Below are 26,158 nucleotides of genomic sequence, written 5' to 3'. Positions count from 1 at the left end.
AGCGTGTTGAAAGTGGTGATTAGCGGGTAGTACCGCGCAGTTTGAGCACGCTCGGCACGAAGACCTGAAGCGGCAGTGCCCGCCCATCGCGGGATTTTTCCAGCAGCAGGTTAACCCCCTGGCTGCCCATCATTTCCGAGTGGATACGCACGGTAGAGAGTGGCGGGAAGGTGAAGCGGGCGGTCGGGATATCGTTCACGCTGATGAGTGAAATATCCTCGGGGATCGACAGCCCTTTTTCATGAATAGCGCGCAATACGCCGATGGCTATCGAATCAGAGGCGACAAACAGCGCGCCGGGCCAACTTGCCTGTGTCAGCATGGTTTTTGCCAGTTCATATCCGGATGAGCTGGAAAAACCGCCGCGCCAGATATCCTGCTCTGACACTACCCCTTTCAAACGGCCATACTCCACGAAAGCGGCTTCGCGGATATCGGCTTTGCCGGGCTCATCTTCTCCGCCGATAAAACCAATGCGCTTAACATTCTGATCAATAAAGAAATCAATAATCTGCTTGCTGATGCGCGAGAGGTCAATATCGACGGAATCGTACTGGCTGCCGGGCTCGTGAAAATCGATAAAGCAGACGTTGTCCGTTAAGGCCATCGCGGTACGGCGAATCGCTGAGGAGGGCTTGCCAACAATCAGTACGCCGGTGAGTTTTTTAATCTCAGGCAGGGTGGCATTGGCGTAACAGTTGCTCAGGTCGACGCCCAGCTTTTCACACTGCGTCTCAATGCCGTGGCGGATGGCAAGGTAGTAGGGATCGTTAATCTCCAGCTCTTGCTGATAGCTATAGAGTGCCAGGATGTGTTGCTGACCCATAGTGGCAGACTGCATTTTGCGGGACGTTGTGCTCTTATATTCCAGCTTTTCAGCAATCTCCAGAATGCGGTGTTTGGTCTCTTCTTTTACGTTCAACGTTGGGTCATCGTTTAAAACCCGGGATACCGTCGCCAGCGAGACGCCAGCCTCCGTCGCGATGTCTTTGAGCGTTGCCATGTTTATCCTTATTCCCCACGTAATAACCCATTGTAAAGGATGAGTCGGGACATGCATCAGTTTTTACTAAATATACTGCCCATTGCTTCCGGCAAATACCGTGCTAGTATTTAGTAAAACTTTACCAAGGAGAGAGAATGGATACGGTAGCTTACGATGACTTTGCAAAGCTGGAGATCCGTGTGGGAACGATCGTGGACGTTAAACGCCACGCTAACGCAGACAAACTCTATATTGCGCAGATTGATGTGGGCGGCAGGACGCTGCAAACCGTCACCAGCCTGGTGCCGTATTACCGGGAAGAGGCGTTGATGGGGAAAACGGTGGTGGTGCTGTGTAATCTGGCGAAAGCGAAGATGCGCGGCGAAACCTCTGAATGCATGTTGCTCTGCGCGGAAACCGATGATGCCAGCGAAAGCGTGTTATTAACGCCGGAGCGGGCGATGGCGGCGGGCGTACGTGTTGTATAAAAAGCCGCGTAAGGCGTAGCCGCTACCCGGCATTAATGGTGGTTACTCCCAGCTCACCTCACCTTTCGGTTCATACGCGTTCACATCCAGCGGAGAGTTCTGCTGGATGTACTGCTTCAGCACCTCGGCGTCGATGAAGCCGGTATTCACGTAGCCCGGTTTATCATCGATATGCGGATAGCCATCGCCACCGGTAGCGTTAAAGCTTAACGTCGCCATCCGGTAGGTTTTAGCCGGATCGACAGGTTCACCTTTGATCTTCAGGTCGTTGAGCGCCCCACCCTTCGCCACGAAACTCACATTGGCGAACTGTGGATAGGCGCCAGAGTCAGGCTTCATCTGCGCTACCGCGGTCAGATAGTCCGTCACCTCTTTGCCGCTCATATCGACATACACCAGCACGTTGCCGAACGGCTGTACCTTCAGCACATCTTTATAGGTGATATCACCGCCTTCGATGGAGTCGCGGATCCCGCCGCCGCTCATCACCGCAAAATCGGCATTGGTACGTGCCATCTGCGCCGCCAGCACCAGATGGCCCATGTTGGTCTGCACGAAGCGCACCTTGCTGCGATCGCCTTCCAGCCTGCCGGAGAGCGTGCCGATCTTCACATCCAGCTGGGCCTTGCCTTTATTCTGGAACGGCGACAGCAGGGAGAGCATCTGCGGGTTTTCCGCAATTTCCGGCGTATAGAGAATACGCTCGCTCTGGCCGTTATCGTAGGTCACCTTCTTCTTCAGGTTGACCGGGATCAGCTGGTAATGCACCAGCTTCATCTCGCCGTTGCGGAATTCGAAATCCGCGCGGCCTACGTATTTACCCCACTCATGGGCCTGCACAATCCAGATCCCGTTCTGCTTGTCCGGTGCGCACGGCGTGCCCGGCACGTAGTCCACCTGCTTTTTATTTTCCGAGGCCATACAGACCGGATCCTGAGAGTGGCCGCCCACAATCATCGCCAGCGAGCCCGCCGGCAGACTGCGCGCCATCTCGACATCGCCCGGGGCGTTCGAGCCGTGGTCGCCATTATCGTAATGACCCATATGGGTGGTGGCGATAATCACGTCCGGCTTTTCATTCTGCTGTAATTCCTGGATCACCAGCTTCGCTTCGTCGGCCGGTTTACGGAATTCGATATCGGTAAAATATTCCGGGTTGCCAATTTTCGCCGTGTCGTCGGTGGTCAGACCCACCACGGCAATTTTAATATCCTGGCGTTTGAAAATAGCCCAGGGCTTAAATAAACGCTCCCCGGTACTTTTCTGGTAAATATTGGCGGAGAGGAACGGGAATTTGGCCCACTTCTCCTGCTGGCGTAATACTTCAATAGGATTATCAAACTCGTGGTTACCCACGGCCATCGCATCGTAGCCAATCAAATTCATGCCGCGGAAATCAGGTTCCGCATCCTGTAGATCCGATTCTGGCACGCCGGTATTAATATCGCCGCCTGAGAGCAACAGTACGCTGCCGCCCTTCGCCGCCACCTCTTTGCGGATCCCGTCCACCAGCGTCTTCTGCGCCGAGAGGCCATACTCGCCGTATTCGCTGCGCCAGAAGTGGCCATGATGATCGTTGGTATGCAGGATGGTGATGTTATAGGTTTTATCCTGTTCCCAGGCCTGGGCTGGCAGGCTTAACAGACCGCACGCCGCGATGATTGCCAGCGCGACGCCTCGCTTCATTAACTTCATTTCTTCACTCCCTGATCCATAGACAAAGGCAAAAATTACAGCGAGTAAGCAGAATAGACAACTTTGTTTTCAGAATTGCGACTTTCCTCAAATGTCGGGGAAAGGTATGTTAGTCGGATAATAATTACATCCTGCATTTCCTATAACAATCGACGTGGTATTTATGGCAATCAGTGAATCTACTCCACCGGTGTCGGCTGCTAAGGCTCGCACCTCATTTGGTATTCTCGGCGCAATCAGTCTTTCGCATCTGCTTAACGATATGATCCAGTCGCTTATTCTGGCGATCTATCCGTTATTACAGTCGGAATTCTCTCTTACCTTCGTACAGATCGGCATGATCACCCTCACCTTCCAGCTGGCCTCGTCGCTGCTGCAACCGGTAGTGGGCTACTGGACGGATAAATATCCGATGCCGTGGTCGCTGCCAATTGGCATGTGCTTTACCCTGAGCGGCCTGATCCTGCTGGCGATGGCGGGCAGTTTCGAGGGCGTATTAGTGGCGGCTGCGCTGGTGGGAACCGGCTCGTCGGTCTTCCACCCCGAATCGTCCCGCGTGGCGCGTATGGCCTCTGGTGGCCGTCACGGGCTGGCGCAGTCGCTGTTCCAGGTGGGCGGTAACTTTGGCAGCTCCCTCGGCCCACTGCTGGCGGCGGTGATTATCGCCCCGTACGGTAAAGGCAACGTGGCCTGGTTTGTGCTCGCCGCGCTGCTGGCGATTGTGGTACTGGCGCAGATCAGCCGCTGGTATGCCGCCCAGCATCAGGTCAATAAGGGTAAACCAAAAGCGCCGGTGATAAATCCCCTGCCGCGTAACAAGGTCATTCTGGCCGTCAGCATCCTGCTGATGCTGATTTTCTCAAAATATTTCTATATGGCGAGCATCAGCAGCTATTACACCTTTTATCTGATGGAAAAATTCGGATTATCGGTACAAAATGCCCAGTTCCACCTCTTCGCCTTCCTGTTTGCGGTGGCCGCAGGGACGTTTATTGGCGGGCCATTAGGCGACAAAATTGGGCGTAAATATGTGATTTGGGGCTCTATCCTCGGCGTAGCGCCTTTCACCCTTATTTTGCCCTATGCAACCCTGTGGTGGACGGGTGTTTTAACCGTGATCATTGGTTTTATCCTCGCTTCGGCGTTTTCGGCCATTCTGGTCTATGCCCAGGAGCTGCTTCCAGGGCGTATCGGCATGGTTTCCGGGCTGTTTTTTGGATTTGCCTTTGGGATGGGCGGCCTTGGCGCAGCCGTGTTAGGGCTGATTGCGGACCATACCAGCATCTTTTTGGTCTACAAAATCTGTGCTTTCCTGCCTCTTCTGGGGATGTTGACCATATTCCTGCCTGATAACCGGCATAAAGCCTGATTTATCCGCGGTCAAACTCCAGGTTTGGCCGCAACCTCCCCTACTGCCATAAGCCTTTCTTAGCACAGCCTCTTAAAAATCGTCCTGTTCTGCTTCCGTTTAACCCTTATTGCTGTTTTACTCAAATTTCAATAATTATTCATAAACATAATCATTAAATTTGTCATAAACTATTACTCGGGTTTTTGGTTTTAAACCAAAAATGGATTAACTCAGCAACGAAAGGAGACGGAATGCATCACGCCACACCGCTTATCACCACCATTGTCGGTGGACTTGTACTCGCATTTATACTCGGCATGCTTGCCAACAAACTTCGCATTTCGCCTCTGGTGGGCTATTTATTAGCTGGCGTGTTAGCCGGTCCTTTTACCCCTGGTTTTGTTGCTGATACGAAACTTGCCCCGGAGCTGGCGGAGCTTGGCGTGATCCTGCTGATGTTCGGTGTGGGTTTGCATTTCTCCCTGAAGGATCTGATGGCGGTAAAGTCGATCGCCATTCCCGGCGCGATCGCCCAGATAGCCGTGGCGACGTTGTTGGGTATGGCGCTTTCAGCGATGCTGAGCTGGCCGCTGATGACCGGCATCGTGTTTGGTCTCTGTCTCTCCACCGCCAGTACCGTGGTGCTGCTGCGCGCGCTTGAAGAGAGACAGCTGATTGACAGCCAGCGAGGGCAGATCGCCATTGGCTGGCTGATTGTTGAAGATCTGGTGATGGTGTTAACTCTGGTGCTGCTGCCTGCGGTCGCCGGAATGCTCGAAAAAGATAACGTCGGCTTTGCCACCCTGGCGCTGGATATGAGTATCACCATCGGTAAAGTTGTGGCCTTTATCGCCATCATGATGCTGGTGGGCCGCCGCCTGGTGCCGTGGATCCTCTCCCGCAGCGCCGCCACCGGCTCGCGCGAGCTGTTTACCCTTGCGGTGCTGGCCCTGGCGCTGGGTATCGCCTTTGGCGCCGTTGAGCTGTTTGATGTCTCCTTCGCCCTCGGCGCGTTCTTTGCCGGAATGGTGCTGAACGAATCGGAGCTGAGCCACCGTGCCGCGCACGATACCCTGCCCCTGCGCGATGCCTTTGCGGTGCTGTTCTTCGTCTCCGTGGGAATGCTGTTCGATCCGCTGGTGCTGATTGACCAGCCGCTGGCGGTGCTTGGCACTCTGGCGATCATCATCTTTGGTAAGTCGGTTGCCGCCTTCTTCCTGGTGCGCCTGTTCGGCCACTCGCCGCGTACCGCCCTGACCATCGCCGCCAGCCTGGCGCAGATCGGCGAGTTTGCTTTTATCCTGGCCGGGTTAGGCATGGCGCTGGATCTGCTGCCGCAGGCTGGACAAAATCTGGTGCTGGCGGGGGCAATCCTCTCAATTATGCTCAACCCGGTGCTGTTCGCACTGCTGGAAAAATACCTCGAGAAGACCGAAACCCTCGAAGAGCAGACCCTGGAAGAGGCAACGGAAGAAGAGAAGCAGATCCCGGTGGATATCTGCAACCATGCCCTGCTGGTCGGCTTTGGCCGTGTCGGCAGCCTGCTGGGTGAGAAGCTGCTGGCCCAGGGTATTCCGCTGGTGGTGATTGAGACCTCCCGTACCCGCGTGGACGAGCTGCGCGAGCGCGGGATCCGTGCGGTGCTGGGCAATGCGGCGAACGAAGAGATCATGAACCTGGCGCATCTGGACTGCGCGCGCTGGCTGCTGCTGACTATCCCGAATGGTTATGAAGCCGGTGAGATTGTGGTTTCCGCCCGCGAAAAATATCCGCACCTGGAGATTATCGCCCGGGCGCATTACGACGACGAAGTGGAATACATCATGGAGCGTGGCGCCAATCAGGTGGTGATGGGCGAGCGTGAGATTGCCAATACCATGCTGTCCCTGCTGGAGAAACCGCCGGTTGAAGTGGCGGTAACGGGGTAAAAAAAAGCCTGCTGGCGCTTCGCTTAGCAGGCCTGATTGTCGCCCCGGCAGGCGCAACGCCGCCGGGGAATTGTGCTATCGATCCCAGTAAGACTCTTCCAGGCTATCTTCCCGCTCAGGCAGGCCGCGCGTTAAGCGCGGAGAGTGCTGGTTCAGCACCTGATAACTGACGCGGTTCGCGTACTTACATACCTGGGCCAGCGACGAGTAGGTCAGCCAGGAAAACTTGTGTTTACTGGAGTTCGGCACGTTGGTGCGGTGGAAGGCGTTCGCGGTGATATCGTGCAGCAGCGCCGCCAGCGCGCCGTCGCCTGCGCCGTTGGTGTTCATGATCTTCTCCGGCCCGCCCATGTACGGGGCGATGTGGGAGAAGATGCGCAGCGGGTTGACGCAGTCTTTGTGGCGCATGGCGCGGCTGAACTCAAACTGGTTGAACTCGGCAATCGCCCCTGGCAGCAGCGGGTGCTGGGTTTTGCGCTTCGCCTCTTCTTCGGTAAAGCCGGCCATATACAAGCCGACCGGCCCGGCGGTACAAAGCACCAGATCGACCCAGTCCAGCGCCTTGTCGGACGCCAGGAGCGGATCGCTCTCCCCGGTCAGGGCTTCGGCCTCTTCTTCATTCATCGCCAGAATCGAGACATGCTCTTTCAGGAACGCCTGCCACCACTCGGGGTTATCGGCGATAACGAATTTGGTGCCGAGGGTCAGGACCACCGGCACGTTGTATTTCTTCGCATACTCCACTGCCTTCATGGTCGCTTCCGGCATCGGCTCGCCCGGCTTGCAGCGCACCAGATAGGAGGTCAGCACCAGCGCCGACGCTCCGGCAATCACCTCTTCCGGGATGCTTTCTGCCCGCAGCTTGTTCATGTGTCCCGGGCTGATGGCGAAGGTCCGCTCGCCGGATTCACCGATCAGCGTAAAGCAGCGACCAATCGCCCCGTCCACGCCCTGGAGGTAGTTCAGATCGGTACGGCTGGAGGTATTGCAGAGATAGCGGTAGGCGTAACTGCCAATTTCGATGTTGCTGCACATCACGCCCAGCAGAACGGAGCGGTCATCGGCCAGCACGGAGTAGTTGTGCATGGTGTTGCCGATGGTGCCACCGGCAAACTGATGGGTGATCAGGTTGTCCCGCACCAGCTCCTGATACAGCGCTTCCGCCACATCGTCTTCGATAACCAGCGAGTGCCCGGCGCTCAGCCCGTAACGCGCGACAAACGCATCGTCCACTTTTGCTTCGATATCCACCAGCGTCTGATCGATACCCACCACCCAGGCGGCGTTGGTCTCATTTTCCGGCTGAATTTGCTGCAACAGCGGGTCGCGGGCGTTAACGGGAAAGTAGTGTTTGGATTTGCGTTTACCGGGAAATTTCATGTTCAGGGCTACGAGTGACGGATGGGCCGGAAATGGTAGCACAAACCCGGCCCGGAGTGCGATTAGCGGCTGTTGGTCACCAGGGAGACCATCATCTCGATGTGTTCAGGATCGTCGTTCAGCGCCGGGATGTACTCGTACTTTTCCCCGCCCGCTTCGAGGAAGAACTCCCGGTTTTGCACCGCGATCTCTTCCAGCGTCTCCAGACAGTCTGCCGCAAAGCCCGGCGACATCACCTGGATATGCTTCACGCCCTTCTCGCCCAGCATTTTGAGGGTTTCATCGGTATAGGGGGTCAGCCATGGCTCGCGGCCAAAGCGCGACTGGAAGGTCATCATCACCTTCTCTGGCGGCAGGCCGAGCGCGGAAACCAGCTCACGCGTGGTATCGCGACAGCGCTGGGGATAGTCATCCCCTTCATCGGCAAATCGCTGCGGAATACCGTGATAGGAGAGCAGGAGCAGATCCGGCTCGCCGTGTTTTGCAAAGGACGCGCGCGCGCTGCTGGCAAGGGCATTGATATACATGTCGTTATCCGCGTAGTCGCGAATAAAGGTCACCGAAGGAATGCGGCGACGGGTTGCCAGAATGCGCGCCAGCTCGTCCCAGACGGCGGCTACGGTGGAGCAGGAGTATTGCGGATAGAGCGCCAGCACCACGATATGGTCCACGCCCTGCGCCAGCAGTTCCGTAACGGCGCTTTCCAGCGACGGTTTACCGTAGCTCATCCCGAGCGCGACCGGCGTATCCGGCAGGCGGGCGGCGAGGGCTTTCTCCTGACGACGGCTGTAGACCATCAGCGGCGAACCCTCTTCCATCCAGACGGACTGATAGAGTTTTGCCACACGTGGCGAACGGATCGGCAGGATCACGCCGCGCAGCAAGGGCCACCACAGCAGGCGCGGGGTATCCACAACGCGCGTATCGCTCAGAAACTGGCGCAGATAACGGCTGACCGCTGCGGGGGTTGGGGCTTCGGGGGTACCTAAATTGGCAAGCAGGATGCCGGTTTTCGCCTGACTCATTCACGCCTCATAACCTTTTAACAGGCTGATAAGTGTATCTGAAAAGTGCGTAAACGGAACCAATTGCAGTAAGAGGTAAGATGAGAATTTTTCTCACCCGGGGACCCGGGTGAGAGAGGTGCGATTAGCCGAGGATCTTTTCCAGCTCTGCACGGACTTCTGCGACAGGCTTAGTGCCGTCGACTTTGGCGTATTTAGTGTTACCCGCCTGCGCTTCTTTAGAGTAGTAGCCGATCAGCGGCGCGGTCATCTGATGGTATTCCACCAGACGCTTACGCACGGTCTCTTCCTGATCGTCTTTGCGGGTGGTCAGCTCTTCGCCGGTCACGTCGTCTTTGCCTTCAACCTTAGGCGGGTTGAATTTGATGTGGTAAACGCGGCCGGAAGCGGCGTGTACGCGACGACCGATGATACGGTCAACGATCAGCTCGTCCGGTACGTCGAACTCCAGCACGTAGTCCACGTTGATGCCCGCTTCTTTCATGGCATCAGCCTGAGGAATGGTACGCGGGAAGCCGTCCAGCAGGAAACCGTTGCGGCAATCTTCCTGAGTAATGCGTTCTTTAACCAGAGCGATCACCAGCTCATCGGTTACCAGTTTGCCGGCGTCCATAATATCTTTCGCCTGTTTGCCCAGCTCGGAGCCAGATTTAACAGCGGCACGCAGCATGTCACCGGTAGAGATTTGCGGAATACCGTATTTCTCCATGATGAACTGAGCCTGAGTTCCTTTACCCGCGCCCGGAGCGCCAAGCAGAATAATACGCATTGCGAAAATCCCCTCAAAAGTTGGTTCAATTTTTCAAAAGCGCTAAACAATACCATCAGAACGGATGTGGCTCAAGGAAGGCGGGGAGGCTGAAACGGTTAATGAGGGGAATTTATTAGAGAGTACAGACTGATGGCCTGGCCCTCTCTCACGGAGAGAGAGCCAGGGTGAAGAGAGATCAGCTCAGCAGCAACGCATTCACGCGCTTGATGAACTGGTTTGGATCTTCCAGCGTACCGCGCTCGGCCAGCAGGGATTGATCCAGCAGGAGTTCAACCCACTCGGCAAAGCGCGTCTCGTCCTGAGTCTCGGCCGCACGTTTCACCAGGGCGTGATCCGGGTTCAGTTCAAAGATGTACTTCACTTCCGGTACGCTCTGGCCCGCAGCGGCGAACAGCTTCGCCATCTGGGTGCTCATTTCGTCGGCTTCGGTAGTAACGATGGCCGGGGTATCGGTCAGACGGTGGGTGAAACGCACCTCTTTCACGCGATCGCCCAGATGGGTCTTCACGCGCTCAACAAACGGCTCCAGCGCTTTTTCCGCCTCTTTGGCGGTTTCGTCCACTTCGTCCGCCAGCTTGTCGATGGACTCATCGGCTTTGGCAACGGACTGGAACGCTTTACCGCTGAACTCGGTCAGGTAGTTCATCATCCACTCATCGATGCGATCGGAAAGCAGCAGCACTTCGATGCCTTTCTTACGCAGCAGCTCCAGGTGCGGGCTGCTCTTCGCCGCGGCATAGCTGTCGGCGGTGATGTAGTAGATCTTCTCCTGCCCTTCTTTCATACGGGAGATGTACTCTTCCAGCGACACGGTCTGCTCGGAAGAGTCGGTGTGCGTGGAGGCAAAACGCAGCAGTTTGGCAATGGCTTCAACGTTGGAAGAATCTTCCGCCGGGCCCTCTTTCAGCACCAGGCCGAACTGTTTCCAGAAGGTCTGGTATTTTTCCGCGTCGTCTTTCGCCAGCTTGTCCAGCATCTGCAGGGCGCGTTTGCTCAGCGCGGTGCGCAGGTTGCGGGTGACGGTGCTGTCCTGCAGGATCTCACGGGAGACGTTCAGCGGCAGGTCGTTGGAGTCTATCAGGCCACGCACAAAGCGCAGGTAGTTCGGCATGAACTGCTCGGCTTCGTCCATGATGAATACGCGCTGCACGTACAGCTTCAGGCCGTGCTTGTGATCGCGGTTCCACATATCCCATGGCGCCTGCGCCGGGATATAGAGCAGGCTGGTGTACTCCTGCTTCCCTTCCACGCGGTTGTGGCTCCAGGTCAGCGGATCGGTAAAGTCGTGGGCGATGTGCTTGTAGAACTCGGTGTACTCTTCGTCTTTGATCTCAGACTTGTTGCGCGTCCACAGCGCCTGCGCCTTGTTAATCTTCTCCCAGGAAATAACGGTTTCGCCGTCCTGCTCTTCCTGTTTTTCGATCTCTACCGGCAGGGCGATATGGTCAGAGTATTTGCTGATGATAGAGCGCACGCGCCAGTCGTTGAGGAAGTCGTCTTCCCCTTCGCGCAGGTGCAGGGTGATCTCGGTCCCGCGATCGGCTTTGGTGATATCCGCCACGGTGTATTCGCCTTCGCCGTGGGATTCCCAGAACACGCCGCTTTCAGCGCTTTCGCCTGCCGCACGGGTGCGCACGGTGACTTTATCCGCCACGATGAACGCCGAGTAGAAGCCGACGCCGAACTGGCCGATCAGCTGGCTGTCTTTCGCCTGATCGGAACCCATCGACTGCAGGAAGGCTTTGGTGCCGGATTTGGCGATGGTGCCGAGGTGGTCAATGGCTTCATCGCGGGTCATGCCGATGCCGTTGTCCGCGATGGTCAGGGTGCGGTTCTCTTTATCAAACGAGACGCGCACGCGCAGTTCGCCGTCACCTTCATACAGCTCTGGCTTCGACAGCGCGCGGAAACGCAGCTTGTCTGCCGCATCAGAGGCGTTAGAGATAAGCTCGCGCAGGAAGATTTCTTTATTGGAATAAAGAGAATGGATCATCAGGTGCAGAAGTTGTTTTACCTCTGACTGGAAACCGCGGGTTTCTTGTCCTTTCATACTAAGTCGACCTCAACAATGCCATTTAATGGGGTTTAAAAGCGTTGAGGGAGAGATGGGGATAAGCGAGAAGGTTTTCAAGCGGAGGCCACAGGTGCAGCCTCCGTTTGGTCAGAAAATAATCTTGTGACGTCCGGCCAGAGAGTGTGACAGCGTGGTGCCGTCCACCATCTCCAGCTCGCCGCCCACCGGAACGCCATGCGCGATACGGCTGGCGTCGACGCCGGACTCGGCGCACAGCTCGGCGATGTAGTTGGCGGTCGCCTCCCCTTCCACCGTTGGGTTGGTGGCGAGGATTACCTCAGAAATCGTTTCCGATTTCAGACGCTGTTCTAAACGGTCCAGACCGATATCATCCGGCCCGATACCGTCCAGCGGCGACAGGTGGCCCATCAGCACAAAATAGCGGCCGGAAAACTGCCCGGTCTGTTCGATGGCGTAGATGTCCGCAGGACTCTCCACCACGCAGATCTGACCGTTTTCCTGACGGCGCGGATTGGCGCAGATGTTACACACCTCCTGCTCGGTAAAGGTGCGGCAGTCCGCACAGTGACCGATTTCTGACATGGCGCGGGTCAGGGCCTGCGCCAGACGCATGCCGCCGCTGCGATCGCGCTGCAGCAGGGTAAACGCCATGCGCTGCGCTGACTTAGGGCCTACGCCCGGCAGGCAGCGTAGCGCTTCCATTAACTGCGTGAGCAGCGGACTGGTTTGCATCAGAATGGCATCTTAAAGCCCGGTGGCAGCTGCATTCCGGAGGATACAGAAGCCATTTTCTCTTTCTGGGTTTCGTCGATACGGCGCGCAGCATCGTTGAATGCAGCGGCGACCAGATCTTCCAGCATATCTTTGTCGTCTTCGAGCAGGCTTGGGTCGATCTCCACGCGACGGCAGTTATGTGCGCCGTTGATGGTCACTTTGACCAGACCTGCGCCCGATTCGCCGGTGACTTCCATCTGCGCGATCTCTTCCTGCATCTTCTGCATTTTTTCCTGCATCTGCTGGGCCTGCTTCATCAGACCACCCAGACCGCCTTTACCACCAAACATAGGCTTCTCTCTTCTTTCACGTTAAAGATAACAACCGTAAGTCAGACTCACGATCAAATGGGTCGAATACTCTCTTCATCCAGTTCTGCATCAAAGTAACGCTGCAGGGTCTGAATGTTATTATCCGCGATAATCGACTCACGCGCCTGCGCGAGTTTCTCTTCATAAATGGCCTGGCGCCACTCCAGCGGCGTTCGCACCGCCGGATTATCATCTTCAATGATGGTCAATTCAACAGGCGCGCCCTGTAATGTGGAGAGTGCCTCAGTCAGCACCTGTTGCGCGCTCGCCGAGTTCAGGTGACGCTGGCCCGGCCGCAGATGCAGGCAGACCCGGTTGCCGTCCTGTTCACGCCAGGCGTTCAGGGCAATCTGCTCCACCAGCTTGGGCAGCTTCAGCTGACTGACCTCTGCCGCCCAGGCATCACGCTCAAGGGACTCCCCGGCCAGCTTGGCAGCCAGCTCCGGCGTCTTCTCATGCTCCAGCGCCTTTTTCAGCGCCTTCGGCGTGGCGACCTCCACCTTCACTTCTTCGACGACGGTGGTGGCTTTCCAGCGATAGGCCTCTTTCTTCGCCGGAGCCTGCGGCTCAGGCGTGGCCGAAGCAGAACGCGACTGTACGCGATCCGAGACCGAGGCCAGACGTTCAAGCGCGGCGTTATTTACCGGCCGCGCTCTTGCAGGCGCTGCCGGTTCACTCTTTTTTGGTTTGGTTGCTCCCTGCGCGCGTTGCAACTGACTGCGGGCGGCGAGCACCGAACTGGTGGCATCCGACAGCGGCGCATCGTGGCGCGGCGGTGGAGGCGCACTCTGCTGCGCGGGCACCTGCGGCGGCGTGAGCACTGCCGTTGGCGCGACTGGCGCAAACGACGGCTGCTGCACCTCGGGCTCCGGCAGCGGCATGCGCGGATGGAACGCCAGCGCGCGCAACAGGGTCATTTCAACCCCCATACGTCGGTCGGGGGCAAACGGCAACTCTTTGCGGCCAATTAACAGGGTTTGATAGTAGAGCTGCACGTCCGTTGGCGGAATGGTTCGCGCCAGTTCGCGCATCCGCTGTTCAATCGCGGCCATGTCCGGACCCAGCGCCGCCGGGGAGAGCTGCACCATCGCAATGCGGTGCAGCAGGCTGAGCATCTCAACCAGCAGGGCTTCCCACTCGATGCCGCGTGACGCCGAGGCGTTAATCAGCGCCATCACCCGCTCGCCGTTGGCCTCGACCACCGCCTCAATCAGCGACAGGGCCTGATCGTCGTCCAGGGTGCCGAGCATGGTGCTGACCGCAAGCGTGGTCAGCTGTCCGTCGCCGCTGGCAATCGCCTGATCGGTGAGGCTGAGGGCATCGCGCAGGCTGCCGTCGGCGGCACGCGCCAACAGCTGCAGGGCACGCGGTTCGTGCGTCACCTGCTCTTCATTCAAAATATGTTCGAGCTGATCGCGGATCTGCCCGACGTCCAGCGCCTTCAGATGGAACTGCAGGCAGCGGGATAAGATGGTCACCGGCAGTTTTTGCGGATCGGTGGTCGCCAGCAGGAATTTGACGTGTGCAGGCGGCTCTTCCAGCGTCTTCAGCAGGGCGTTAAAGCTATGGCGCGACAGCATGTGCACTTCATCGATCAGATAGACCTTGAAGCGGCCACGCGCCGGGGCGTACTGGACGTTATCCAGCAGATCGCGGGTATCTTCGACTTTGGTGCGCGAGGCGGCATCGATCTCAATCAGATCGACAAAGCGCCCCTGCTCGATTTCACGGCAGTTATCGCACACGCCGCACGGCGTGGCGGTGATCCCGCTTTCGCAGTTGAGGCCTTTCGCCAGCAAACGGGCGATAGAGGTTTTACCGACGCCACGGGTGCCGGAAAAAAGATAGGCGTGATGGATACGTCCTAGCGATAAGCCGTTCGCCAGGGCGGTCAGCACATGTTCCTGGCCGACAACGTCAGCAAAGGTTTGGGGTCGCCATTTACGGGCTAACACCTGATAACTCATGGGCAGGCTCTGCAACGCTGGAAGGTGGATATTCAGGGGGGTAATGCTAACACAACCTCACCCGTTGGGCGAGGTTGCGGGCGGGGGATTAATGTCCCGGGAAAGGCACGAGGCTGTAGCTGGTGATGCCCTGTTTATCCAGGCGCTGTTCGCCACCCAGATCGAACAGGTTGATGATGAAGGCCGCATCGGTCACTTCGCCACCCAGACGACGGATCAGCTTCACGGTCGCCTCAATGGTGCCGCCGGTTGCCAGCAGATCGTCAACCACCAGCACTTTGTCGCCAGGCTTGATCGCATCAATGTGGATCTCAAGCTGATCGGTGCCGTACTCCAGCTCGTAGCTCTCGGCGATGGTTTCACGCGGCAGTTTGCGCGGCTTACGCACCGGCACAAAACCAACGCCCATTGCCAGCGCTACCGGAGCGCCAAACAGGAAGCCGCGGGCTTCGGTGCCGACAACTTTGGTGATCCCGGCGTTTTTATAACGCTCGACCAGCAGTTCAATGCTGAGCGCGTACGCTTTCGGGTCTTCCAGCAAGCTGGTGACATCACGGAAAAGAATGCCAGGCTTCGGATAGTCCTGGATGCTTTTGATGCTGTTTTTAAGGTATTCAAGCTGCTGCGCAGTTGCGGTCATAAATGGATGCCTGATGAAAACGGTGTTACTCACGGAGCGGATAGAGTATTGGTCAAAGTAACAATTGTTTAACCTTTGACCAGGCGTGCCCGTGCTCGAAAACGGTCGAATTTACTGGCTGCGCACAAGAATTGCAACAGCCAGTCAGCGGATTATTGCTTTTGTTGCTTTTCATCAACTACGGGGATCCGCCACATGAAAATCAGCAGGCAAGAGAGGATCGCCAGCAGCAGGATCCGCACCCACATGATTTTTACCATCCATAATGAGAAGGCGAAGGTCACAAGGATCACCGCAATAGCCCGCGGCTTGGCCCCGGGCGGCATGGCACGGTACTGTTGCCAGTGGCGCAGATAGCCGCCAAACCATGAGCGGTACAGTAGCCAGTGGTGAAAACGCGGCGAGGAGCGGGCGAAGCACCAGGCCGCCAGCAATATAAAGGGCGTGGTCGGCAGAAGGGGTAAAACGACGCCCAGCGTGCCGAGCACTACCGCAAGCCAGCCAATGATGATTAAAATAGTACGCTGCATAATGCGAATCGTTATCAAACTGAACGGCTACTGTACCACTGGAGAGCGGATTGAAAACAGCCTTGCTTTTACAGACGCTGCAAAATCAGCTGACGGCCCTGCGAACCCAGGCCGCCCCTCTGATGCAGCACGCCACCATGAAGCCGCGTTTTGACCGGCAGCTGTTCCGCACCCGCAGCACCCTCATTAAAGATTATCTGGATGAAGCCCAGCACAATCTGGATGAGTTGGGTCACGCGGTGGAGAAAGCGCAAACGGAGCAGGTCAACTGGCTGGCTACCCATCTGGCGGAACAGATCGCCGCCCTGCACCGGGAGATCGCCGCCTGGCCTTTACGGGTCTGGGACAGCCCTTCTGCGGGAGCGACAAAATGGCAGCGCAAGCGCCTGGAGCATCAGGAGTTTGAGCGGCGGCTGTGTGAGATGAAGTCTGAACGCGAGACGCGGCTGAACCAGGCCGAAACGCTGGAAGAGCAGCAGATGCTGATGCGCGAAATTACCGCGCTGGAGGGGCGGCTGGAACGCTGTCGTAAGGCACTGGATGATATTGAGCGCGTGATTGCGCGTCTGACCCGTTAACAGGAGTAGTGTGTGTCACTGGAAAACGCCCCCGATGAAATAAAGCTGGCCGTGGATCTGATCATGTTGCTGGAGAATCATGCGATCCCGGCCGAGACGGTGCTGAAGGCGCTGGAGATTGTGAAGCGGGATTTTGAGGGGAAAATCCCCTCTCCCCTGCCCTCTCCCTGAAAAGGGAGAGGGCCAGATTAAGGGGTAATGTTACGCCGGCGTCGGGTCATCACCCTTCACTTCACGTTTCACTTCCGTATGTTCGTCACCCTTCTCGTTGCGCAGATGCACTTCAAGCTGGTTGAACGCGATGTTGATGTTATTTTCCCGGCACAGACGCTCGATGGTGCGGTTCAGTTCATCAACCGTGTAGCTGCGGTCACGCAGTTCACGTACGTACAGACGCAGTTCATGATCCAGCGTGCTCGGCCCGAAGGTGGTGAAGAACACGGCTGGCTCCGGATCGTGCATCACTTTCGGGTGGTCCATCGCCGCTTTCAGCAGCACTTTTTTCACCGCATCCAGATCGGAGCCGTAGGCTACGCCCAGACGGATCACCACGCGGGTGATGGTGTCGGAGAGCGACCAGTTGATCAACCGCTCGGTCACGAAGGCTTTATTCGGGATGATCACCTCTTTGCGATCGAAGTCGGTGATGGTGGTCGCACGGATACGGATCTTGCTGACGGTTCCCGAGAAGGTGCCGATAGTCACGGTATCGCCAATACGCACCGGACGTTCGAACAGGATAATCAGACCCGAAACGAAGTTACCGAAGATCTCCTGCAAACCGAACCCGAGACCGACCGACAGGGCCGCCGCCAGCCACTGCAGTTTATCCCACGAAACCCCGAGAGAACCGAAGACGGTCATCGCCCCGGCTACCAGAATCACATAGTTGAGGATGGTGGTGATGGCGTACGAGGCCCCCTGGCGCATATTCAGGCGCGAGAGCACCAGCACTTCCAGCAGGCCAGGCAGGTTGCGGATCAAGGCCCAGGCCACCATCGACGACACCAGCGCAAACAGCAGGCTGCCCATGGTGACGTTTTTCACCACCGCCGCACCCGCTTCGGTGCCGTTGTAGTGCCACAGGGTAATGCTGTCGAGATAGGCAAAGACGGTGATTAAATCAGACCAGATGGCCCAGAACATTACGCCGAACAGGGCGATCATCACCAGCATGGTGATACGCAGCGTCTGCTGGTTCACCTGCTCCAGAGCGATGGTCGGCTCCTCCTGCGGCTCAGCGCCTTCCGCCCCCTCTTTCACCATATTCTGCCGACGCGCCAGGGCGCGGCGATAGGCGATGCGACGAGCGGCAACGCTCAGCCCGCGCAGGACGGTCTGGTACAGCAGGTTCCAGAGGATCACCAGATAGACGGTTTCAATCCAGCGACCCGACAGACGCAGAGTGGTATAGAAATAGCCGGTGGCCGTCAGCACCATCAGCGCCAGCGGGATAATGGACAGCACGGTGACCGTCGCCAGGCGGATAGCGTGCGACTCTTTATCGCGCCAGCTGTCACGGCACATCGGCCACATCAGGACGCTGATCAGCAGCAGATTCAGCAGAATGACGAACTGACCCAGCACGTCGTCCATCAGATGCAGCGGGGAGAGTTCCGCCACCACCGACCAGAAGTGCAGCGGCAACAGCGCCAGGCTAATGCGCACAATCTGGCGTCGCCAGTGGCTGGTGAGCTGGGCAGGCATATTGAAGTGGCTTACCGCCACGCCGTCTTTCTCCAGCACTTTCCAGCACAGGCCAAACACCAGCCAGAACAGCGCCAGTTTTTTACTGAAGGCCCACAGCAGATCGCTGACGTTGAGCTGCATGGTGAGCAGGATCAGCCCCGCAGCCAGAATCAACAGGCAGACCGGCAGGGCGCGGATCAGATCGATTAGAATGGCTTTCGGCGTATGAAGCTGGCTGTCATTACGCAACTGCCCCACTTCATTCGCCAGCTTCGCCTGGTACTTTTTCAGCCAGCCGAGACGCCAGCGGATTAACCCGGCAATCAGCAACAGCGGCAGGCCCGCCAGGAAGGCAAAGGCCACCGCCGGACCGGCTTTTTCCCAGTTAACGGTAATTTTCATCCCTTTAATCTGGTCTTTCAGCATGCCCGGGAAGGATTTGATCCAGTCCCAGTCCATCGGCTTGTTGCTGTTTACCCAGAAGATCTGCTGGGTGAGGATCTCCTGCAGGCTTTTGGAGACGCTCACCAGCTGCTGCTGGTTGATCTGCAGGTTAATGGCCATCATCAGCTGATTGCCCAGCTGTTTATTCAGCTGGTCGAGCAGCTCGCGGCGCATATCCACGACCTGCAGCAGCGCATCGTGAACTTCACCATTCACCTCGCTGCTGTGCCCCTCTTCCACTTTCGCAACAAAGGCATCGCTCTGGAACAGGGCGTCGCGCTGCTGGTTGACCTCAAACTGTTCCAGGCGCAGATCCGCAATGCGGTTGGTCATGTCCTCCAGCTCATCGGCGGAAGGTAAGGTCTGCTGTTGCTGATAAAGGATACGCGACAGCAGCAGGCTGCCTTTCAGGACGGCAATCTGCTCTTTGATGTTGCGTTCAGACTGCAGGGCACGATCCAGCCAGTTTTTGACTTTGATGTTCTGCTGAACCAGCGAGTTGCCGTTTTCGGTGGCGGTAATCAAACGCTGGCTGAGCTGATGGTTCATATCCAGCTCCTGCTTCACCAGCGGATTTTCCTGGATACGCGCGGTTTCGTCCGGGTTAACGGCCTCCTGCGCGGTTTTCTCCGTCAGGGTCAGTCGCTTGCTGTTGACCGCCTCCTGCAACAGCTGCAGCTGATGCTCCAGACGGTTGATGTTGGCGGTGACATAGTCGCGCTGTTTTTGCAGGGTATCCTGCAGCACGGTGTTGCCTTCCAGACTCTTACGCTGCTGTTCAATCTGCGCATTCAGCAGCTGCTGCTGCGCCAGCAGCAACGTTTGCTGCGTGGGACGTAACGCCGCCTCACCCGCGGAAGTCCCGTTCAGACGATTGCGGATCTGCTGCAGCTGCTGAGACGCGGTGTACATCGCATTCTGCACGCGCTCCGGCTGAGTTTGCAGAGATACCAGCTGGCTATTGTAGGTGGCGAGATCGCTTTGCGCAGTTTGTAAATCGTCGAGCAGTTGCGCCACGCGCAGTTCCAGCTGACGCAGGGACAGGGTCGCCAGCGTTTTGCGGGTTTCCGCATCGTTATCGACATCGCCAAGCGCGTTGAGGCTCTCGGTCGCCTTGCGCATCGTTTCCGGTGCCTGAGCCACCTTCTGGCGTAACTGCGTGGTTTCGGCTTTGACCCGCTCGAGCTTGTCGACGGTCTCCAGGGTTTCCGTCAGATCCTGCTGGACCAGCTTGTCCTGCGGAGTGAGCTCTTTCTGTTTGCTCAGGGCATCAAGCTGGCTCTGGATATCTGCCCGCGTTGGCGTGTCGTTGCTATTATCGGCACGCGCCAACGCAGCCGGTGAAGTCATCAATGCGAAAAAGAAAACCAGAATAAATGCCAGGAGAGGATGCTGTTTGCGTGTGTAGTGCAACATAGTTATGTGTAATTCGTGTGATGAATGACGAAAAAAGACCGGCGTGAAGAATATCACGGCAATCGGGTGCAAAATAGCATCAACTGTCGGCTCCTGGACAATTCCTGGGAGTCAGGCCGGGAGCGACTCTGGCTGCGCGCGCAGCGTCGGGCAGAACTGGTACATCTCCAGCAGGATGGCCACGTAATCACGGGCTTCCCGTTGCAGATCAAAAGACTGGGGGGCAAAAAGCCAGTTTTCCATAATGCCGGAAATATAGCTGCGCATCAGGATAGCGGCGCGACGGGTCAGCAAATTAGCGGGCAACATTTTAGCTTTAATACAATGCATCAGGGTCTGTTCAATACGGTCGTAACTTTCCAGACATAAACTGCGCTGTGCCTGTTGCACAACGGCCATTTCCCCGACAAACTCGCATTTGTGGAAAATGATCTCCATCATCAGGCGGCGACGCTCTTCAATAACAGTCGCCTCAAGGATATAGACCAGAATCTCTCTTAAAACTGAGAGTGGATCGTCGGGGAATTTTGCCCGATACTCAGTCTCGAGATCTCCAATACTGGATTCTGAAAGCTCCCAAATTTCACCAAATAAATCTGACTTATTTTTGAAATGCCAGTAAATCGCTCCCCGGGTTACCCCAGCCGCCTGAGCAATATGTGCCAGCGAAGTGGAAGAGACCCCCTGTTGCGAAAACAAGCGCAAAGCAACATCAAGGATGTGCTGGCGTGTCGCAAGTGCTTGTTGTTTGGTTTTTCGTGCCATACCTTGGTGAATTTACAGGAGTCAGATTTACATACATTTATGAATGTATGTACCATAGCACGACGATAATATAAACGCAGCAATGGGTTTGTGGACGCGTGATCCATTGATCAATTTGAAATCGGAAACTCGAGGTTTACATATGAACAAAAACAGAGGGTTAACGCCTCTGGCGATCGTTCTGATGCTCTCAGGCAGCTTAGCGCTTACAGGATGTGACGAAAAACAGGCTCAACAAGGGGCTCAGCAGGTGCCAGAAGTTGGCGTCGTGACGCTCAAATCCGAACCTCTCCAGATAACAACAGAATTACCCGGCCGAACCAGCGCTTACCGCATTGCTGAAGTGCGTCCACAGGTGAGTGGCATCATCCTGAAACGTAATTTTACGGAAGGTGGTGATGTTAAAGCAGGTGATTCTCTGTATCAGATTGATCCCGCTACCTATCAGGCTAATTACGAAAGTGCAAAAGGCGATCTGGCTAAAGCCCAGGCTGCGGCAAAAATTGCCCAGCTGACCGTCAGCCGTTATCAGAAACTGTTGGGTACCCAGTACATCAGCCAACAGGAATACGATAGCGCCCAGGCCGATGCTCAACAGGCTAACGCCGCCGTTACCGCTGCGAAAGCCGCGGTAGAAACTGCACGCATAAACCTGGCCTATACCAAAGTGACCTCGCCTATCAGCGGTCGCATTGGTAAATCGTCAGTGACCGAAGGTGCCCTGGTGCAGAGCGGCCAGACCAACGCGCTGGCTACCGTGCAGCAGCTTGATCCGATCTATGTCGATGTTACCCAGTCGAGCAATGATTTCCTGCGTCTGAAACAGGAGCTGGAGAACGGCACCCTGAAGCAGGAAAATGGCAAAGCGAAAGTGGAACTGGTCACCAGCGACGGTATTAAGTTCCCACAGGCCGGCAGCCTCGAGTTCTCTGACGTGACGGTCGATCAGACCACCGGTTCTATCACCCTGCGTGCCATCTTCCCGAACCCGAACCATACGCTGTTACCGGGTATGTTCGTTCGTGCAAGCCTGGAAGAAGGGACTAACCCAACCGCACTGCTGGTTCCACAGCAGGGTGTGACCCGTACGCCGCGCGGCGATGCCAGTGCAATGGTTATTGGCGCTGAAGACAAAGTCGAAGTCCGTCAGATCACCGCCACCCAGGCGATTGGTGACAAATGGCTGGTCACTGACGGTCTGAAAGATGGCGATCGCGTCATCATTACCGGTTTACAAAAAGTTCGCCCGGGCGCCCAGGTTAAAGCGCAAGAGGTCAAGTCTGACAATCAACAACAAGCCTCCGCAGGCGGCCAGTCAGAACAACCTAAGTCTTAACTTAAACAGGAGCCGTTAAGACATGCCTAATTTCTTTATCGATCGCCCCATTTTTGCGTGGGTGATCGCCATAATCATCATGCTAGCCGGGGGACTTGCGATCCTGAAGCTGCCTGTCGCGCAATATCCAACCATTGCGCCGCCAGCAATTTCAATCGCCGCAACCTACCCTGGGGCTGATGCCAAAACGGTGCAGGACACCGTAACCCAGGTTATCGAACAGAACATGAACGGTATCGATAACCTGATGTACATGTCCTCCAACAGTGACTCCACCGGTACGGTGCAGATCACGCTGACCTTTGAGTCCGGTACAGATGCGGATATCGCTCAGGTTCAGGTGCAGAACAAACTGCAGCTGGCGATGCCGTTACTGCCGCAGGAAGTTCAACAGCAGGGCGTGAGCGTGGAGAAATCCTCCAGCAGCTTCCTGATGGTTGTCGGCGTTATCAACACCAACGGCACCATGACGCAGGAGGATATTTCCGACTACGTGGGCGCCAACATGAAGGATGCCATCAGCCGTACTTCAGGCGTGGGTGACGTGCAGCTCTTCGGTTCCCAGTACGCGATGCGTATCTGGATGGATCCGAACAAACTGAACAACTTCCAGCTGACGCCGGTAGACGTGATCACCGCCATCAAAGCGCAGAACGCCCAGGTTGCAGCCGGTCAGTTAGGCGGTACGCCGCCGGTTAAAGGCCAGCAGCTTAACGCCTCGATCATCGCGCAGACCCGTCTGACCTCAGCAGATGAGTTCAGTAAAATTCTGCTGAAAGTGAATCCGGACGGTTCACAGGTGCGCCTGCGCGACGTTGCGAAGGTGGAGCTGGGCGGTGAAAACTACGACGTTATCGCCAAATTTAACGGCCAGCCGGCTTCCGGTCTGGGGATTAAACTGGCGACCGGCGCTAATGCCCTGGATACAGCAACAGCGATCCGTGCCGAACTGAAGAAAATGGAACCTTTCTTCCCGTCAGGTCTGAAAATCGTTTACCCGTATGACACCACGCCGTTCGTTAAGATCTCGATTCACGAAGTAGTGAAAACGCTGGTCGAAGCGATCATCCTGGTATTCATCGTGATGTATCTGTTCCTGCAGAACTTCCGCGCGACGCTGATCCCTACCATTGCCGTTCCGGTCGTTCTGTTGGGTACCTTTGCGATTCTGTCGATCTTTGGCTATTCGATAAACACCCTGACGATGTTCGGGATGGTGCTGGCGATAGGCTTGCTGGTGGATGACGCCATCGTAGTAGTGGAAAACGTCGAGCGTGTGATGTCCGAAGAGGGGCTGCCGCCGAAGGAAGCCACCCGTAAGTCGATGGGTCAGATCCAGGGCGCACTGGTCGGTATCGCGATGGTGCTGTCCGCCGTATTTATCCCGATGGCCTTCTTCGGTGGCTCTACCGGTGCGATTTATCGTCAGTTCTCCATCACTATCGTCTCGGCAATGGCCCTGTCGGTACTGGTTGCGTTGATCCTGACCCCGGCACTGTGCGCCACCATGCTGAAACCGGTAGCCAAAGGCGATCACGGCGAAGGCAAAAAAGGCTTCTTCGGCTGGTTTAACCGCATGTTCGATAAGAGCACACATCACTACACCGACAGCGTGGGCAATATCCTGCGCAGCACCGGTCGTTATCTGCTGCTCTATATCATCATCGTGGTAGGTATGGCGTACCTGTTTGTTCGTCTGCCAAGCTCCTTCCTGCCGGACGAAGACCAGGGCGTATTCCTGACCATGGCCCAGCTGCCAGCAGGCGCATCCCAGGAACGTACCCAGAAAGTGCTGGATGAGGTGACGGATTATTACCTCACTAAAGAGAAAGCCAACGTTGAATCGGTGTTTGCGGTTAACGGCTTTGGTTTTGCGGGTCGTGGCCAGAACACCGGTATTGCCTTCGTTTCTCTGAAAGACTGGGCTGAGCGTCCGGGCGAAGAGAACAAGGTTGAAGCCATTACTGGCCGTGCGATGGGCACCTTCTCGCAGATTAAAGATGCGATGGTCTTTGCCTTTAACCTGCCAGCGATCGTCGAGCTGGGTACGGCAACCGGCTTTGACTTCCAGCTTATCGACCAGGGCGGTCTGGGCCATGAAAAACTGACTCAGGCGCGTAACCAGCTGTTTGGTGAGGTGGCAAAACATCCTGAGCTGCTGGTGGGCGTGCGTCCTAACGGCCTGGAAGATACGCCGCAGTTTAAAGTGGATATCGATCAGGAAAAAGCACAGGCGCTGGGCGTCTCTATCAGTGACATCAATACCACGCTGGGCGCAGCCTGGGGCGGTAGCTACGTCAACGACTTCATCGACCGCGGTCGCGTGAAGAAGGTGTACGTGATGTCTGAAGCGCAATACCGTATGTTGCCGAACGATATCAATAACTGGTACGTCCGCGGCAGTAACGGGCAGATGGTGCCATTCGCCGCCTTCTCCACCTCACGCTGGGAATATGGCTCACCGCGTCTGGAACGTTACAACGGTCTGCCATCGATGGAGATCCTCGGTCAGGCGGCACCGGGCAGAAGTACCGGTGAGGCCATGAACCTGATGGAAGAGCTGGCGGGCAAACTGCCAGCAGGCATCGGCTACGACTGGACGGGGATGTCCTATCAGGAACGTCTGTCCGGCAACCAGGCCCCTGCCCTGTATGCCATCTCCCTGATCGTGGTATTCCTGTGTCTGGCAGCGCTGTATGAGAGCTGGTCTATTCCGTTCTCCGTTATGCTGGTTGTACCGCTGGGGGTCATTGGCGCCCTGTTGGCAGCCACGTTCCGTGGCCTCGGTAATGACGTTTACTTCCAGGTGGGCCTGCTGACAACCATTGGCTTGTCGGCGAAGAACGCGATATTGATCGTGGAATTCGCCAAGGATCTGATGGATAAAGAGGGCAAAGGGCTGATTGAAGCGACGCTGGAGGCGGTCCGTATGCGTCTGCGTCCGATTCTGATGACCTCCCTGGCGTTTATCCTCGGGGTTATGCCTCTGGTAATCAGTTCGGGTGCAGGCTCCGGTTCGCAGAACGCCGTAGGTACTGGCGTAATGGGCGGGATGGTTACCGCAACCGTATTGGCTATCTTCTTCGTTCCGGTATTCTTTGTGGTAGTACGTCGCCGTTTCAGCCGTAAAAACGACGATATCGAACACAAACATTCGGTGTAAGAGACCAGCATCCTGCTGTTAACAGCTAAAAAGGCCGCTAATGCGGCCTTTTTTTTGGCAATTGAAAATCATAAAATAAGCTTATTGGCGGTTTATATATTTTATGTCACCTTTAAACGACTTATCATATTTAGCCCATTCTTCTTACACAAACTCTCAAATTGTTGCGCGGCTTCTTAGTTATTAAGAGTATTCCTGGTGTTTTTTTGTATATGATCGCGCCTGGTAGCGATTATAGAAACGGTAGAAAAATGTTGCCTGCTGATAAGAGCGCTCCGCCTCGGGATAAAACAATATATAACATAGTGCTCGGGAAACCCTTTAAGATGCTGCGTAATTGTAATTTTTCGTAATAGCGCGGTGAAATCCTATTCAGAGTAGATTATAGTTAAAGGCAAGAGGCATAACAGTAGTCGTTGACGTTAAGTCAGATGTACCCTTCCCGACAACGATGTTCGGTGAGTAAAAAATCACTCAAAAAGGGGATGCGCTATGGACGAATACTCGCCCAAAAGGCAAGATATTGCACAGTTGAAATTCCTTTGTGAATCCCTGTACCATGACTGCCTTTCCAATCTCGATGAAAGCAACCATGGCTGGGTCAATGACCCTACTTCTGCCATTAATTTGCAGCTAAACGAGTTGATTGAGCATATAGCAACCTTCGCCCTTAATTATAAAATTAAGTATAACGAAGATAATAAGTTGATTGAGCAAATTGACGAATACCTGGATGACACTTTTATGTTATTCAGCAGCTACGGCATTAACGCGCAGGATTTGCAGAAATGGCGTAAATCGGGCAATCGGCTTTTTCGTTGTTTTGTCAATGCAAGCAGGGCTAACCCGTTAGCTTCTCCGGTTAAAATTATTACAAACAATTAGG

The 26,158-nt window shown here is 55.9% G+C and carries 21 protein-coding genes and 1 other annotated feature; of the genes, 8 read left to right on the top strand and 13 right to left on the bottom strand.

All coding sequences use genetic code 11. The features are described 5' to 3' along the window. Positions 1-19: 19 nt before the first annotated feature. The gene (ebgR, locus tag GNG27_RS05740) at positions 20-1,003 is read right to left on the bottom strand and encodes a transcriptional regulator EbgR (protein ID WP_142488481.1); all 984 of its coding nucleotides are present in this window, start codon (positions 1,001-1,003) and stop codon (positions 20-22) included. A 137-nt stretch (positions 1,004-1,140) separates the two neighbouring features. Between ebgR and GNG27_RS05735 the strand changes: the two genes are divergently transcribed. Beyond that, entirely contained in the window at positions 1,141-1,473 is a 333-nt protein-coding gene (locus tag GNG27_RS05735) for a tRNA-binding protein (protein ID WP_142488480.1), read from the top strand. A 42-nt stretch (positions 1,474-1,515) separates the two neighbouring features. Here the strand turns inward: GNG27_RS05735 and ushA are convergent, their stop codons facing one another. Beyond that, positions 1,516-3,168, bottom strand: a complete 1,653-nt coding sequence (gene ushA / locus GNG27_RS05730; protein ID WP_156263107.1) for a bifunctional UDP-sugar hydrolase/5'-nucleotidase UshA — start codon at positions 3,166-3,168, stop codon at positions 1,516-1,518. A 163-nt stretch (positions 3,169-3,331) separates the two neighbouring features. Here ushA and GNG27_RS05725 point away from each other — a divergent pair, with 163 nt between their 5' ends. Both GNG27_RS05725 and ybaL read left to right on the top strand, forming a co-directional pair. Beyond that, a complete protein-coding gene (locus GNG27_RS05725) occupies positions 3,332-4,537 on the top strand; it encodes an MFS transporter (RefSeq protein WP_156263106.1) in 1,206 nt (401 codons plus the stop codon). A 233-nt stretch (positions 4,538-4,770) separates the two neighbouring features. Beyond that, positions 4,771-6,447 (top strand): YbaL family putative K(+) efflux transporter, encoded by a 1,677-nt coding sequence (gene ybaL, locus GNG27_RS05720; protein ID WP_156263105.1) that lies wholly within the window; start codon positions 4,771-4,773, stop codon positions 6,445-6,447. A gap of 75 nt (positions 6,448-6,522) precedes the next feature. On the opposite strand, the gene GNG27_RS05715 is transcribed toward ybaL, so the two are convergent. The 9 genes from GNG27_RS05715 to GNG27_RS05675 all read right to left on the bottom strand — a co-directional run bounded on the left by GNG27_RS05715 (position 6,523) and on the right by GNG27_RS05675 (position 15,881). After that, positions 6,523-7,827: an inosine/guanosine kinase gene (locus tag GNG27_RS05715; protein ID WP_156265068.1), complete on the bottom strand. Its 1,305-nt coding sequence runs from the start codon at positions 7,825-7,827 to the stop codon at positions 6,523-6,525. 62 nt (positions 7,828-7,889) lie between these two features. Further along, positions 7,890-8,852: a ferrochelatase gene (hemH, locus tag GNG27_RS05710; RefSeq protein ID WP_142488475.1), complete on the bottom strand. Its 963-nt coding sequence runs from the start codon at positions 8,850-8,852 to the stop codon at positions 7,890-7,892. A 124-nt stretch (positions 8,853-8,976) separates the two neighbouring features. Beyond that, positions 8,977-9,621, bottom strand: a complete 645-nt coding sequence (adk, locus tag GNG27_RS05705; RefSeq protein WP_106992193.1) for an adenylate kinase — start codon at positions 9,619-9,621, stop codon at positions 8,977-8,979. A 178-nt stretch (positions 9,622-9,799) separates the two neighbouring features. Next, positions 9,800-11,674 (bottom strand): molecular chaperone HtpG, encoded by a 1,875-nt coding sequence (gene htpG / locus GNG27_RS05700; RefSeq protein WP_142488474.1) that lies wholly within the window; start codon positions 11,672-11,674, stop codon positions 9,800-9,802. Between the two features lie 111 nt (positions 11,675-11,785). Continuing rightward, positions 11,786-12,391, bottom strand: coding sequence for a recombination mediator RecR (gene recR / locus GNG27_RS05695; protein WP_142488473.1), 606 nt, complete (start codon positions 12,389-12,391; stop codon positions 11,786-11,788). Beyond that, the gene (locus GNG27_RS05690) at positions 12,391-12,723 is read right to left on the bottom strand and encodes a YbaB/EbfC family nucleoid-associated protein (protein WP_032616874.1); all 333 of its coding nucleotides are present in this window, start codon (positions 12,721-12,723) and stop codon (positions 12,391-12,393) included. The genes recR and GNG27_RS05690 overlap by 1 nt, the downstream gene beginning before the upstream one ends. 53 nt (positions 12,724-12,776) lie before the next feature. Further along, entirely contained in the window at positions 12,777-14,711 is a 1,935-nt protein-coding gene (gene dnaX, locus GNG27_RS05685; protein WP_142488472.1) for a DNA polymerase III subunit gamma/tau, read from the bottom strand. Then, positions 13,383-13,447 (bottom strand) — a sequence feature (DnaX frameshifting element). It overlaps the preceding gene by 65 nt. 88 nt (positions 14,712-14,799) lie before the next feature. Continuing rightward, positions 14,800-15,351 carry an adenine phosphoribosyltransferase gene (apt, locus tag GNG27_RS05680; protein ID WP_142488471.1) on the bottom strand — a complete coding sequence of 184 codons (552 nt, stop codon included), beginning with the start codon at positions 15,349-15,351 and terminating at the stop codon, positions 14,800-14,802. A gap of 152 nt (positions 15,352-15,503) precedes the next feature. Beyond that, positions 15,504-15,881: a DUF454 family protein gene (locus GNG27_RS05675; RefSeq protein ID WP_142488470.1), complete on the bottom strand. Its 378-nt coding sequence runs from the start codon at positions 15,879-15,881 to the stop codon at positions 15,504-15,506. 50 nt (positions 15,882-15,931) lie between these two features. Between GNG27_RS05675 and priC the strand changes: the two genes are divergently transcribed. Together priC and rsmS are read left to right on the top strand one after the other, a co-directional pair. After that, positions 15,932-16,459: a primosomal replication protein N'' gene (priC, locus tag GNG27_RS05670; RefSeq protein WP_156263104.1), complete on the top strand. Its 528-nt coding sequence runs from the start codon at positions 15,932-15,934 to the stop codon at positions 16,457-16,459. A gap of 12 nt (positions 16,460-16,471) precedes the next feature. Further along, positions 16,472-16,630: a pleiotropic regulatory protein RsmS gene (gene rsmS, locus GNG27_RS05665; protein WP_142488468.1), complete on the top strand. Its 159-nt coding sequence runs from the start codon at positions 16,472-16,474 to the stop codon at positions 16,628-16,630. 30 nt (positions 16,631-16,660) lie between these two features. Here rsmS and mscK read toward each other — a convergent pair whose 3' ends face one another. Together mscK and acrR are read right to left on the bottom strand one after the other, a co-directional pair. Continuing rightward, entirely contained in the window at positions 16,661-20,008 is a 3,348-nt protein-coding gene (mscK, locus tag GNG27_RS05660) for a mechanosensitive channel MscK (protein ID WP_156263103.1), read from the bottom strand. Between the two features lie 111 nt (positions 20,009-20,119). Next, positions 20,120-20,773 carry a multidrug efflux transporter transcriptional repressor AcrR gene (gene acrR, locus GNG27_RS05655; RefSeq protein ID WP_142488466.1) on the bottom strand — a complete coding sequence of 218 codons (654 nt, stop codon included), beginning with the start codon at positions 20,771-20,773 and terminating at the stop codon, positions 20,120-20,122. 142 nt (positions 20,774-20,915) lie between these two features. Here acrR and acrA point away from each other — a divergent pair, with 142 nt between their 5' ends. The 3 genes from acrA to tomB all read left to right on the top strand — a co-directional run bounded on the left by acrA (position 20,916) and on the right by tomB (position 26,157). Continuing rightward, on the top strand, positions 20,916-22,109 hold the full coding sequence (gene acrA, locus GNG27_RS05650) for a multidrug efflux RND transporter periplasmic adaptor subunit AcrA (RefSeq protein WP_142488465.1): 1,194 nt from the start codon (positions 20,916-20,918) through the stop codon (positions 22,107-22,109). 22 nt (positions 22,110-22,131) lie between these two features. Further along, positions 22,132-25,272: a multidrug efflux RND transporter permease subunit AcrB gene (gene acrB / locus GNG27_RS05645; protein WP_142488464.1), complete on the top strand. Its 3,141-nt coding sequence runs from the start codon at positions 22,132-22,134 to the stop codon at positions 25,270-25,272. A 492-nt stretch (positions 25,273-25,764) separates the two neighbouring features. Further along, positions 25,765-26,157, top strand: coding sequence for an Hha toxicity modulator TomB (gene tomB, locus GNG27_RS05640; protein ID WP_142488463.1), 393 nt, complete (start codon positions 25,765-25,767; stop codon positions 26,155-26,157). Position 26,158 lies beyond the last annotated feature (1 nt).

This window comes from Leclercia sp. 119287 (assembly GCF_009734485.1).
GTDB classification, from domain to species: domain Bacteria; phylum Pseudomonadota; class Gammaproteobacteria; order Enterobacterales; family Enterobacteriaceae; genus Enterobacter; species Enterobacter adecarboxylatus_C.
The sequence above is the reverse complement of the archived record's forward strand: the minus strand, read 5'-3'. Positions and strand labels throughout refer to the sequence as shown.